A 12,446-nucleotide genomic window follows, 5' to 3' on the forward strand; every position below is an offset into this window, starting at 1 on the left:
CCCCAAAACGGGGATGGTTGGTGCGGCCTCCCGTTCCCCCCCAATGGAGGGGGGCGGCCCCCCCCCCCCCCCCGACCCCCCCACCCCGCGGACAGCGAACCCGACAGCGAACCCGCGGACGGCGAACCCACGGACAGCACGCCTCCCCCGCCCCGTACTCTGTCTCTCGTGGCAGAACCAGTGGTGCGCATCCCGGATGCGAAGGTCGCGCTGTCCACGGCCTCCGTGTACCCGGAGTCGACGGCGACGGCCTTCGAGATCGCCGCGCGCCTCGGCTACGACGGTGTCGAGGTCATGGTCTGGACCGACCCGGTCAGTCAGGACATCGAAGCCCTGCGCAGACTCAGCGACTACCACCGCATCCCGATCCTCGCCGTCCACGCCCCCTGCCTGCTGATCACCCAGCGCGTCTGGTCGACCGACCCGTGGACGAAGCTCCAGCGCGCCCAGGCCGCCGCGGAGAAGCTCGGCGCCGGCACCGTCGTCGTCCACCCCCCGTTCCGCTGGCAGCGCCAGTACGCCCGGGACTTCGTCGACGGCATCTGGCGGATGGCGAACGAGACGGACGTCCGCTTCGCTGTCGAGAACATGTACCCCTGGCGCTACCGCGACCGCGAGATGCTCGCGTACGCACCCGACTGGGACGTGACGAAGGAGGACTACCGTCACTTCACCATCGACCTCAGCCACACCGCGACCGCCCGCACGGACGCCACCCGGATGATCGACCGCATGGGCGACCGCCTCGGTCACGTCCACCTCGCCGACGGCAACGGCTCCAACAAGGACGAGCACCTGGTCCCCGGCCGCGGCACCCAGCCCTGCGCCGAGGTGCTGGAGCGCCTCGCGACCACCGGCTTCGACGGTCACGTCGTCATCGAGGTGAACACCCGCCGCGCCATGTCCAGCGCGGAGCGCGAGGCCGACCTCGCCGAGGCACTGGCCTTCACCCGGCTCCACCTCGCCTCGGCCGTCCGGGTCCCCCGGTCGTGACGGCGGCGACCCCCTCCCCCCGCCGCCGCGGTCGCCCGACCCGTACCGAGACGGCGACCTCCCCGGCCACCCGGGACGTCATCCTCGCCGCGGCCCGCGAGGAGTTCTCCGCACGGGGCTACGAGAAGACGTCCGTACGCGGCATCGCCAAGACCGCCGGGGTGGACTCGGCGCTGGTGCACCACTACTTCGGCACCAAGGAGCAGGTCTTCGAGGCGGCCATCGAGGTCGCCTTCGCCCCCGCCCTGGAGGCGCCGAGCGCCGTGGAGGACGGCCCGCTGGAGGGCGTCGGCGAGCGCCTGACCCGGTTCGTCTTCGGCGTGTGGGAGAACCCGGCCACCCGTACCCCGCTCCTCGCGATCGTCCGCTCCGCGGTGAACAACGAGACCGCGGCGGCCGTCTTCCGCCGCCTGATCGCCGCGCAGCTGCTGCGCCGCATCGCCCGGCAGCTGGAGGTCCCGGACCCGGAGCTGCGCGCGGAGCTGGCGGCGGCGCAGCTGGTGGGGGTCGCGATGCTGCGGTACGTGATCCAGGTCGAGCCGCTGGCGTCGGCGGACCCGGAACAGGTCATCGCCCGGATCGCCCCCGTCGTACAGGGCCACCTGACGAACCCCTGACCAGACACGCACCACCACCCACCCCCGTCACCCTCCCCCCTCCCGTCACCCACCACCCGCCCCACCCGTCAACCGCACGCCGAGACACCCGTCCCGCATTCCGGACTCCCCGTCCGGATCCTGGAGCACCGGCGTAGGCTCGACGACAGTCATTACTCTCCGAAGGAGCGAGCGACGATGCCCGAGCTGAGGTCCCGCACAGTCACCCACGGCCGCAACATGGCGGGCGCACGCGCCCTGATGCGGGCCTCCGGTGTACCGGGCGCGGACATCGGACGGAAGCCGATCATCGCGGTCGCCAACTCGTTCACGGAGTTCGTGCCGGGCCACACCCACCTGCAGCCGGTCGGCAGGATCGTCAGCGAGGCCATCACGGCCGCCGGCGGCATCCCGCGGGAGTTCAACACCATCGCGGTCGACGACGGCATCGCGATGGGCCACGGCGGCATGCTGTACTCGCTGCCCTCCCGCGACCTGATCGCGGACAGCGTCGAGTACATGGTGGAGGCCCACTGCGCCGACGCCCTGATCTGCATCTCGAACTGCGACAAGATCACCCCGGGCATGCTGATGGCCGCGCTGCGGCTGAACATCCCGACGGTCTTCGTCTCCGGCGGCCCCATGGAGTCCGGCCGGGCCACCCTCGTCGACGGCACGGTCCGCACGCTCGACCTGGTCGACGCGATCTCCGACGCGGTGAACGACAAGATCTCGGACGAGGACATCCTCCGTATCGAGGAGAACGCCTGTCCGACCTGCGGCTCCTGTTCCGGCATGTTCACCGCCAACTCGATGAACTGCCTCACCGAGGCCATCGGCCTGTCGCTGCCGGGCAACGGCTCGGTCCTCGCCACGCACACCGCCCGCAAGGGCCTGTACCAGGACGCCGCGCGCACGGTCATGGACGTCACGCGCCGCTACTACGAGCAGGACGACGAGTCGGTCCTGCCGCGCAACGTCGCCACCCTCGCGGCCTTCGAGAACGCGATGGCGCTGGACATCGCCATGGGCGGCTCGACCAACACGATCCTGCACCTGCTGGCCGCTGCCCAGGAGGCGGGCGTCCCCTTCGGGCTGGAGGAGATCAACGAGGTCTCGCGCCGCGTCCCGTGCCTCGCGAAGGTCGCGCCGAACGTCGCCAAGGACCGCACGTACTACATGGAGGACGTGCACCGCGCCGGCGGCATCCCCGCCCTGCTGGGCGAGCTGCACCGGGCGGGACTCCTGAACGAGGACGTGCACTCGGTGCACAGCCCGTCCCTGTCCGACTGGCTGAAGACGTGGGACGTGCGGGGCGGCTCCCCGTCCCCCGAGGCCGTCGAGCTCTGGCACGCGGCCCCCGGCTGCGTCCGCTCGGCCGAGGCCTTCTCCCAGTCCGAGCGCTGGGAGGCCCTTGACGAGGACGCCGAGAACGGCTGCATCCGCTCGGCGGAGCACGCCTACTCCAAGGACGGTGGCCTGGCGGTCCTCAGGGGGAACCTGGCCGTGGACGGGTGCGTCGTGAAGACGGCCGGCGTCGACGAGTCCATCTGGACCTTCGAGGGCCCGGCGGTCGTCTGCGAGTCGCAGGAGCAGGCCGTCGAGAAGATCCTGAACAAGCAGATCAAGGACGGCGACGTGGTCGTCATCCGCTACGAGGGCCCCAAGGGCGGCCCCGGCATGCAGGAGATGCTCTACCCGACGTCCTTCCTCAAGGGCCGGGGTCTGGGCAAGACCTGCGCGCTGATCACCGACGGCCGCTTCTCCGGTGGCACCTCGGGCCTGTCGATCGGCCACGCCTCGCCCGAGGCGGCCTCGGGCGGCACCATCGCCCTCGTCGAGGACGGCGACCGCATCCGGATCGACATCCCGAACCGCTCCATCGAGCTGCTCGTCTCCGACGCCGACCTGGCGGCCCGCCGCGAGGCGCTCGGCGGGGTGTACGCACCGGCTGGCCGCGAGCGCAAGGTCTCCGCCGCCCTGCGCGCGTACGCCGCGATGGCGACGAGCGCGGACAAGGGCGCGGTGCGGGACGTCTCGAAGCTGGGCTGACGCCCGCGCACCCGGGCCGTGCCCGGGGCCGATCCACGTGAAGGGGCCGCTCCTCGGGGGAGCGGCCCCTTCACGTATCCCGGCCCACCACGGCCGCGCCGCGTTCAGACCGGTCCGGCCGTCCGCGGCTCGGTTTCGCCGGGCTCGGTACCGGCCGTCCGCGGCTCGGTTTCGCTGGGCCCGGGTCCGGCCGTCCGCGGCTCGTTCCGGCCGTTCGCGGCTGCGTTCGGCCGGGCTCGGTTCTGGCCGCCGCGACTCGGGTTGGCCGGGCTGCCCGGGTCCGGCCGTCCGCGGCTCTGCCGGGCTCCGACGTGTGCGTCAGCCCCCGGCTCGGCACCGACCCGGTTCCGGCCGGCCGCCCCGCCGCTCCGTTCCGCTCACCACCCCGCCGGGTCGCCGCCCGCCACCGCGAACACCGTTCCGTCGGGCGCGCTCGCGTACACCCGGCCGTCGGCCACCGAGGGGGCCGGCAACCGGGCCACGACCCGGTCGGACCGCCGGCCCAGCCGGATCGCGGTCTGGCCGAGGAGCCGGCCCACCCGGCCGTCCACGGCGAGCAGCCGCCCGTCGGCCGCGGTGAAGTACACGTGCCGGGCGTCGGCGACCGGGGCGGAGCCCCGGCTGACGGACGTCTCCAGCCGCCACCGCTGCTTCAGCGCGTCCAGGTCGACGGCGACCATCGCGCCGCCCGTGGCCAGCAGGTGCACGGTGTCCCCGCGGACGGCGGCCTGCGCCTGCGGAAGCGCCACGGCGAGCCGGAGCCGGCGCACGGTCTCGGTGCGGGGGACGTACCTGACCACGGCGTTCGTCTCGCCGTTCAGGTCGGCGGCCGTGAGCACCAGCGCGCCGCGCCGGACACCGACGGGGGTCAGCAGACCCTCCAGCCGGGTGTCCCAGCGCACCGCCCCGGTCGCGGGGTCCACCGCGGTGAGATGCGTACCGGACCCGTCGGCCGTCGCGCTCGCCGCGTACGCGTCCCCGCCGCCGGGGAAGGCGACGAGTGCGGCCCCGAGGTGCCCGGCGAGCCGGTGGCTCCAACGCTCCCGGCCCGTACGGCCGTCGACGCCGGTGACCGTCCCGTCGGCAGCGGTGAGCAGCACGGTGCCGCCCGCGTGCCCGACACCGCTGTACGCGGAGAGGTTCCGCTTCCACCGCGTCCGGCCGTCGGCGGGGTCCAGGGCCTCCAGCCGCCGCCCCTCGTCCGTCACGACGTGCACCAGCCCGCCCGACACGGCCGGCGGCGTGACCGTGCCGTCCTCCCCCGCGGAGGTGTGCCGCCACAGCACCGCGCCGTCGGCCGTGTCCAGTGCCGACACCAGCCCGGGCTGGGCACAGAACAGCTTCTTCGACGCGTACGAGCACTGCGGGGTGCCGAAGGGTTCGCCGGAGGCATGCGCGGCACCGGAGCCGTCGGGACCGACCGAGCCGGCCGGGTCGGCGGCCGGCCGGCTGTCCCAGGTGCCGACGACGGTCGACGCGGACTGCGGCCGGTCCCCGCGCGGGGTGTCTCCGCCCCCGGAGACCAGTCGGTGCGAGACCAGCCCGGCGCCCGCGACGAGGACGAGGGCGGCGCCGGCGAGGAGCAGCCGGTTGCGCAGGCGGGCCGCGGTGCGCCCTGCGGGGGTGGCCCGAGGACCACCCCCGCCTCCCTCCGGCCCGCCGTCGCGGGCGTCACCGCCGTCGGACCCGGCGTCCGCCTCCCCGCTCCCGCCGCGAGAATCCGTCCCGCGAAGAAGATCGCTCCCGTCTCCGGAACCGCCCCAGCCGACCGGTCCCGCACCGCTTCCCGTACCCCCCGCGGCCTCCGTCCCCTCGGCCGCCTCCACTCCCGACGGGCCGAAGAGCACAGCCCGCTGGGCCGGTATGAAGGCCTGGGTGTCGTACGCGGCCGCCACCGAGCGCAGTTCCCGCATCAGCTCGTCCGGCGTGGGCCGGTCCTCCGGCTCCTTCGCCAGGCAGCGCGAGACGAAGGGGGCGAGATTCTCCGGCACGCCCGTCAGGTCCGGCTCGTCGTGCACGACCTGATACGCGACGACGTACGGGCTGTCGGAGTCGAAGGGGCCGCGGCCGGTCGCCGCGTGCACCATCACCGAGCCCAGGGCGAAGATGTCCGCCGCCGGCCCCACCTCCCGCGGACGCCGGAACTGCTCGGGCGCCATGAAGGGCGGGGTGCCGATCAACTTGCCGGTCTCGGTGCGCAGTTCGCTGTCCGACGGCCGGGAGATGCCGAAGTCGATGACCTTGGGGCCGTCCTCGGCGAGCAGCACGTTGCTGGGCTTGAGGTCCCGGTGGACGACCCCGACCCGGTGGATGTCGCGCAGCGCCTCGGCGAGTCCCGCCATCAGGCGGCGCAACTGGCCGGTCGGCATGGGCCCGTTCCGCTTCACGTGCTCGGCGAGGGTGGGCGCGGGAATGAACAGGGTGGCCATCCACGGGCGCCCGCTCTCGGCGTCGGCGTCGACGACGGGCGCGGTGAACGCGCCGCTCACCCGTCGGGCGGCGGCGATCTCCTGCCGGAAGCGCCCCCTGAACTCGGGATCCCTGGCGAACTCGGCATGCACGACCTTCACCGCGAGCCGCAGCCCCGATTCGCTGCGGGCCAGATGGACGACGCCCATGCCGCCGGACCCGAGCCGCTCCTCGAGACGGTAGTGACCGGCGTACTCGGGAAGTTCCGCTTCCGCATCCGCTCCGGTGTTCCGCTGTGGCGCCATGGACCCACCCCCGTGCTGTTCGTCCGCGCGCGCGACGCACGGAGCCTAGTCGATGCTTCGTGCGATACAGAGGCGGCTTGCTAGCCTCCGCGTGCGACAAGCGGACACGTGTGCTTGGCGCGATGTCGCCGCACCCGCGAGAGGCGTGCGGCATTCCGGGTCCGAATCAACGGGGGAGGCCTCCATGGCTGTTGACCGCATCGAGAGCACCGAAAGAGAGAACACCGCACCGGAAGCCGCGGCCGCCGCGGCGACCGCGGGCACGGTGGAAGCCGCGCTGCAGTACTACTCGATCGCGCCCGGCCGCACGGTGAACGTCCGCAGCGGCCCCGGTACGTCGTACCGCATCGTCCGGGTCCTGCCCGAGGGCTCGCGGGTGGCGATCTTCTGCCAGCGGCCGGGCGAGACGATCAGCGGTCCGTACGGCACCACGAACATCTGGGACAACATCGCGAGCGGCGAGTACGTCTCGGACGCGTACGTGCGGACCGGCAGCGACGGCTACGTCGCACCGCGCTGCGGCTGAGCGCCGCGGGCGGGGGGCCGCGGAGGGACCGGGTCGCCGGGGCGATAATCGTCGGGTGAGCGACGAGACCGGTACCCCCGCGGGCCCCCAGCCCGAGCCCATCCGCTTCTTCGGGACGACATGGGTGGAGCACGACGGCGGCTACGCGGGCCGCCGCGCCGGTGTGGCCGTCGGCTCCCTCGCCGCCGCGGTCGCCGCCTGCTTCGTGCTGCGCTTCGCCTATCAGGGCCTGGCGATCGCGGACGTCGGCCGGGCCGTGACGGTCATGGTCGTCGTGATGTTCGCGGTGTGCAGCGCGCTCGCCTTCCGGCACACCTGGGAGACCTTCGCCAAGCGCCCCGATCCCGACCGGCAGGCCTCGCTGCGCGGCCTCCTCGCCGTCGGCTTCATCGGCTCGCTCTTCGCCTATTTCTTCCGTTCCCTCACCGAGGCCCCCGGCGAGAAGCTGCACCGCCAGGAGTACGAGGCGGCCCGCGACCAGTACGAACGCCGCAGCAGGCGCCGTACCGGCAACCCGTCCAGGAACAGGAAGCGGGGCGGCTGACCGGTTCCGTCCCCGGCCGCCCGCGTCCGTGCACCCGCCGGGCACCCGAGGGTGAGCGCGAAACGCGAAGGCCGGCCCGGGGCGCACGCCGGGTGGCGCACCCGGCCGTCGGCACGACGTGACCTCCCCGGCGTGCGGCACCGCCGTCACCCTGGCACCCGGAGGCGATGCGGCTGCTGCGGCCGGGCGGCGCGCTCGCCCTGTGGTGGAACACGGACGCGCAGGACGTCCCGCGGATCGCCGCCCAGGCGGACCGGTGGAACGCCGCTTCGGCGTCGGGACCGGCAAGAAGAGCGGCGGCGGCCCCCGCGCCGAACCGGCCTTCACCGGCGCCCCGCGGGTCCCGGACGTCGGGCAGCGCGGGGTCCGCTGGAGCCGCACCGTCCGCCTCGACACCCGTCTCGGCGACCTCGGCAGCCACTCGCTCTTCCTGGTTCTCCTGGTTCTCGGCGGGGAGGACACGTCGGCCTTCCTCGCCGAGGAGCGCGCCCGTCTCCTGGAGGTCGTCCCGGACGGGTCGAGGAGGTCTACGACGTCATGGTGATCGTCGCCAGGCGCCGGTCGCCCCGGGCTCCGACCCACCCTCCCGAGGCAGCGACGTCCTCGCGCCCCGTCGTACCGAATCCCGAGGCGTCCCCGGCCTTGACGGGCGGGCCTCCGCGGGCGCAATAATCATCATGTGATGAATATTGACTCCCGTCCGCCCGACGACACCGGCAACGCCACCATCCCGGCCGTCCGCGCGGCAGGCCTCACCGTCGTACGCGGCACCCGCCAGGTCCTGCGGGGACTCGACTTCGCCGTACCGCACGGACAGATCACCGGCCTGCTCGGACCCTCCGGCTGCGGCAAGTCGACCCTGATGCGTGCCACCGTCGGCACCCAGGCCAAGGTGAGCGGCACCCTCGACGTCCTCGGCCGCCCGGCTGGCGACGCCGCCCTGCGCTCCCGCATCGGCTACGTCACCCAGGCCCCCTCCGTCTACGACGACCTGTCCGTCCGCCAGAACCTCGACTACTTCGCCGCGATCCTCGACCCCGGCCGGGCCGCCGCCGACCGCCGCCACGACCACGTCACCCGTGCCATCGCCGACGTCGACCTGACCTCGCACGCCGACGCCCTCGCGGGCAACCTCTCCGGCGGGCAGCGCAGCCGCGTCTCCCTCGCCGTCGCCCTTCTCAGCACCCCCGAACTCCTCGTCCTCGACGAACCCACGGTCGGACTCGACCCGGTGCTCCGCCGCGACCTGTGGAACCTCTTCCACTCCATCGCCGACGACCGCGGCGCCACCCTCCTCGTCTCCTCGCACGTCATGGACGAGGCCGAGCGCTGCCACCGGCTCCTGCTGATGCGCGACGGCGGGATCCTCGCCGACGACACCCCCGACGCCCTGCGCGAGCGCACCGGCTCCGACACCGTCGAAGCCGCCTTCCTGCATCTGGTCGACGAGGCCGTCGCCGCCGGCCGGGACACCCCGGCGGGCCGCCCGTCCGGCACCGGCACCCCGACCGCGAAATCACGCAAGGAGACCGCCCGATGAGCACCACCGCCTCCGACCCGGACACCACGGCTCGACCGGGCGCCGTCAACCTCTCCCGCACCACCGCGACCGCGACCCGCGTCCTGCGCCAGCTCCGCCACGACCCCCGGACCATCGCGCTGATGATCCTCATCCCGTGCCTGATGCTCCTGCTGCTCCGCTACGTCTTCGACGCCAGCCCGCGCACCTTCGACTCCATCGGAGCCTCGCTGCTCGGGATCTTCCCGCTCATCACGATGTTCCTCGTCACCTCCATCGCCACCCTGCGCGAACGCACCTCCGGCACCCTCGAACGCCTCCTCGCCATGCCGCTGGGCAAGGGCGACCTCATCGCCGGCTACGCCCTCGCCTTCGGCGCCCTCGCCATCGTCCAGTCCGCGCTCGCCACCGCGCTCGCCGTCTGGATCCTCGGACTGGACGTCACCGGATCGCCCTGGCTCCTGCTGCTGGTCGCCCTGCTCGACGCGCTGCTCGGCACCGCCCTCGGCCTCTTCGTCTCGGCCTTCGCCGCCTCGGAGTTCCAGGCCGTCCAGTTCATGCCGGCCGTGATCTTCCCCCAGCTCCTCCTCTGCGGCCTGTTCACCCCGCGCTCCGACATGCACCCCGCCCTGGAGGCCGTCTCCGACGTCCTCCCCATGTCCTACGCGGTCGACGGCATGAACGAGGTCCTCAAGCACACCGACATGACGGCCGCCTTCGTCCGGGACTCACTGATCGTCGCGGGCTGCGCCCTCCTGGTGCTGGCCCTGGGCGCGGCCACGCTGCGCAGGCGTACGGCCTGAGGGTGCCGGCCGGACGGCCGCCGTCCCGCCCAACGGACACCGCGGCCCTCCCGGCACCCCGGGTGCGAGGATGGACAACCCGGACGACGCACCCTCGGGAGGGCACCCGCACATGAGCCAGAAAGTCGCAGTCCTCGGCACCGGCAAGATCGGCGAGGCCCTGCTCAGCGGCATGATCCGGGCCGGCTGGGCCCCGGCCGACCTCCTGGTCACCGCCCGCCGCCCCGAGCGCGCCGAGGAACTCCGGCAGCGCCACGGGGTCACCCCGGTCGGCAACGTCGAAGCCGCCAAGACCGCGGACACCCTGATCCTCACGGTCAAGCCGCAGGACATGGGCGCCCTCCTCGACGAGCTCGCCCCGCACGTCCCCGCCGACCGCCTCGTCATCAGCGGCGCCGCGGGCATCCCGACCTCCTTCTTCGAGGAGCGGCTCACCCGCGGCACCCCCGTGGTCCGCGTCATGACGAACACCCCCGCGCTCGTCGACGAGGCGATGTCCGTCATCTCCGCCGGCAGCCACGCCACCGCCGAACACGTGGCCCACGCCGAGGAGATCTTCGGCGCCGTCGGCAAGACCCTCCGCGTCCCCGAGTCCCAGCAGGACGCCTGCACCGCGCTCTCCGGCTCCGGACCGGCGTACTTCTTCTACCTCGTCGAGGCCATGACGGACGCGGGCATCCTGCTCGGCCTGCCCCGCGACAAGGCCCACGACCTGATCGTCCAGTCCGCGATCGGCGCCGCCGTGATGCTCCGTGACAGCGGCGAACACCCGGTCAAGCTCCGCGAGAACGTCACGTCCCCCGCGGGCACCACCATCAACGCCATCCGCGAGCTGGAGAACCACGGCGTCCGCGCGGCCCTCATCGCCGCCCTGGAAGCGGCCCGCGACCGCAGCCGCGCCCTGGCCTCCGGCAGCAGCTGACCCACGGATCCACGGGCCGGGGGCACGCCACCCCCGGCCCGTGGAGCACCGGCCCGCCGTACGGCCACCTACGCGATCATGCCGGGTCGCTCGCCGGCAGCAGCCCGATCGCCCGGTACGCCGCGTCCACCCGGGGCCGCGCCAGGTCCCTCGCCCGCTCGGCACCCCGCCGCAGCACCTCCTCCACATAGGAGGGGTCGGCGCACAACTCCTGGTGCGCCGCCTGCACGGGCGCGAGCACCTCCACCACGGCCTCGGCGGTGTCCTTCTTCAGAGCCCCGTACGACGTGTACGCACCGCTCAGCTCCTCCGGCCGCCCGCCCGTGCAGGCGGCGAGGATCTCCAGCAGGTTCGAGACCCCGGGCCGTTTCTCCCGGTCGTACGCGACGTCCTGGCCGCTGTCCGTCACGGCCCGCATGACCTTCCTGCGTACGGCCTCCGGCTCGTCGAGCAGATAGACGACCCCGGGTCCGACGTCGTCGCTCTTCCCCATCTTCGACGCCGGCTCCTGCAGGTTCATCACCCGCGCGGCGACCGGCGGACGCGTGGCCCGCGGGACGACGAACGTGTGCCCGTACCGCTGGTTGAAGCGCACCGCCAGGTCCCGCGTGAGCTCGACGTGCTGGGTCTGGTCGTCCCCGACCGGCACCTCGTCCGTCCCGTACGCCAGGATGTCCGCCGCCATCAGCACGGGATACGTCAGCAGCGACAGCCGCACACTCCCGCCCCGCGCCCGCTCCCGTGCGGCCTTCTCCTTGTACTGGATCATCCGCCGCATCTCACCGTCGGTGGCGACGCACTCCAGCAGATACGACAGCCGCGTGTGCTCGTCCACATGACTCTGTACGAAGACGGTGCACAGCTCCGGATCCAGCCCCGAAGCCAGCAGCAGTGTCGCCGCCTGCCTGCTGAGTCTGCGCACCCGCGCCGGATCGTGGTCCACGGTCAGCGCGTGCAGGTCCACGATGCAGAACAGGGCGTCGGCCCGGTGCTGGTCGGTCCCGGCCCAGCGCCGAACGGCTCCCAGGTAGTTGCCCAGCGTCAGATGCCCGGTCGGCTTGACCCCGCTGAAGATCCGCGTCATCTCTCCACCTCCTGGTCGAGACCGCCGCGCCCGTCGGCCGGTCCTCCCGGAGGAGACACAGAAACGGCCGCCGAGGCGGCGGCCGTTGGGTACATACGTGAGCACGGCCGCCCTCAGGCGGCCCACCACTGCTGGGTGCACGCATGCGTAGTCATGGCTCCGAGCGTACGCCTCGGAAGCCCCCTCAGGAGCGGAGTTGACACGCCCCTGCCCCCTACGTAATGTTCTCCGGGCTGTCCGACGTGAGCGCCGACTCCGGTCGGTCCCCGGACAGCCATTCCGCAACAAGCACTCAACGAACGACGATCAGTCGTCGCGTCGTTTCCATGCGCGTTTGCGAAATGAGGAATCCGCGTTCGAAAGGACGCCGACCCGATTAGCTCGGGAGCCGAGATTCCGCTAAAGTCTCACTCGTCGGAACGGCCCAAAAGCCCGGAAGACAAGCCCCGCTGACTGGGAATCAGGCCCGAAAGGATCTGATAGAGTCGGAACCGCCGGAAAGGGAAACGCGAGAGCGGGAACCTGGAAAGCACCGAGGAAATCGGAACCGGAAACGGTCTGATAGAGTCGGAAACGCAAGACCGAAGGGAAGCGCCCGGAGGAAAGCCCGAGAGGGTGAGTACAAAGGAAGCGTCCGTTCCTTGAGAACTCAACAGCGTGCCAAAAATCAACGCCAGATATGTTGATACCCCG

General features: G+C 72.6%; 11 protein-coding genes. 9 read left to right on the forward strand and 2 right to left on the reverse strand.

Translation table 11 applies throughout. The features are described from left to right. The first annotated feature begins 168 nt into the window (after positions 1-168). From ACZ4NT_RS16055 to ilvD, 3 genes are all read left to right on the forward strand, one after another. Positions 169-993, forward strand: a complete 825-nt coding sequence (locus tag ACZ4NT_RS16055; protein ID WP_121405327.1) for a sugar phosphate isomerase/epimerase family protein — start codon at positions 169-171, stop codon at positions 991-993. Beyond that, positions 990-1,610, forward strand: a complete 621-nt coding sequence (locus tag ACZ4NT_RS16060) for a TetR/AcrR family transcriptional regulator (RefSeq protein ID WP_121405328.1) — start codon at positions 990-992, stop codon at positions 1,608-1,610. Before ACZ4NT_RS16055 ends, ACZ4NT_RS16060 begins: the two co-directional genes overlap by 4 nt. Positions 1,611-1,787: 177 nt before the next feature. Further along, positions 1,788-3,641 (forward strand): dihydroxy-acid dehydratase, encoded by a 1,854-nt coding sequence (ilvD, locus tag ACZ4NT_RS16065; protein WP_467725818.1) that lies wholly within the window; start codon positions 1,788-1,790, stop codon positions 3,639-3,641. 377 nt (positions 3,642-4,018) lie between these two features. Here ilvD and ACZ4NT_RS16070 read toward each other — a convergent pair whose 3' ends face one another. Beyond that, positions 4,019-6,355 carry a protein kinase domain-containing protein gene (locus ACZ4NT_RS16070; protein WP_467725820.1) on the reverse strand — a complete coding sequence of 779 codons (2,337 nt, stop codon included), beginning with the start codon at positions 6,353-6,355 and terminating at the stop codon, positions 4,019-4,021. Between the two features lie 184 nt (positions 6,356-6,539). On the opposite strand from ACZ4NT_RS16070, the gene ACZ4NT_RS16075 reads away from it, so the two are divergent. The 6 genes from ACZ4NT_RS16075 (at position 6,540) to proC (ending at position 10,669) form a co-directional block, all read left to right on the forward strand. Further along, complete coding sequence (locus ACZ4NT_RS16075) at positions 6,540-6,881, forward strand: SH3 domain-containing protein (protein ID WP_121405331.1); 342 nt, start codon at positions 6,540-6,542, stop codon at positions 6,879-6,881. A gap of 55 nt (positions 6,882-6,936) precedes the next feature. After that, on the forward strand, positions 6,937-7,425 hold the full coding sequence (locus ACZ4NT_RS16080) for an EamA/RhaT family transporter (RefSeq protein ID WP_121405332.1): 489 nt from the start codon (positions 6,937-6,939) through the stop codon (positions 7,423-7,425). A 256-nt stretch (positions 7,426-7,681) separates the two neighbouring features. Continuing rightward, positions 7,682-7,969 carry a hypothetical protein gene (locus ACZ4NT_RS16085; protein WP_467725823.1) on the forward strand — a complete coding sequence of 96 codons (288 nt, stop codon included), beginning with the start codon at positions 7,682-7,684 and terminating at the stop codon, positions 7,967-7,969. Between the two features lie 138 nt (positions 7,970-8,107). Continuing rightward, complete coding sequence (locus tag ACZ4NT_RS16090; protein WP_467725825.1) at positions 8,108-8,965, forward strand: ABC transporter ATP-binding protein; 858 nt, start codon at positions 8,108-8,110, stop codon at positions 8,963-8,965. Then, positions 8,962-9,747: an ABC transporter permease gene (locus ACZ4NT_RS16095; protein ID WP_121405333.1), complete on the forward strand. Its 786-nt coding sequence runs from the start codon at positions 8,962-8,964 to the stop codon at positions 9,745-9,747. The genes ACZ4NT_RS16090 and ACZ4NT_RS16095 overlap by 4 nt, the downstream gene beginning before the upstream one ends. A 112-nt stretch (positions 9,748-9,859) precedes the next feature. Next, positions 9,860-10,669, forward strand: coding sequence for a pyrroline-5-carboxylate reductase (proC, locus tag ACZ4NT_RS16100; RefSeq protein ID WP_121406367.1), 810 nt, complete (start codon positions 9,860-9,862; stop codon positions 10,667-10,669). 76 nt (positions 10,670-10,745) lie between these two features. Here proC and trpS read toward each other — a convergent pair whose 3' ends face one another. Beyond that, complete coding sequence (gene trpS / locus ACZ4NT_RS16105; RefSeq protein WP_121405334.1) at positions 10,746-11,753, reverse strand: tryptophan--tRNA ligase; 1,008 nt, start codon at positions 11,751-11,753, stop codon at positions 10,746-10,748. Positions 11,754-12,446: the final 693 nt, after the last annotated feature.

The organism is Streptomyces sp. NPDC026417 (assembly GCF_055567695.1).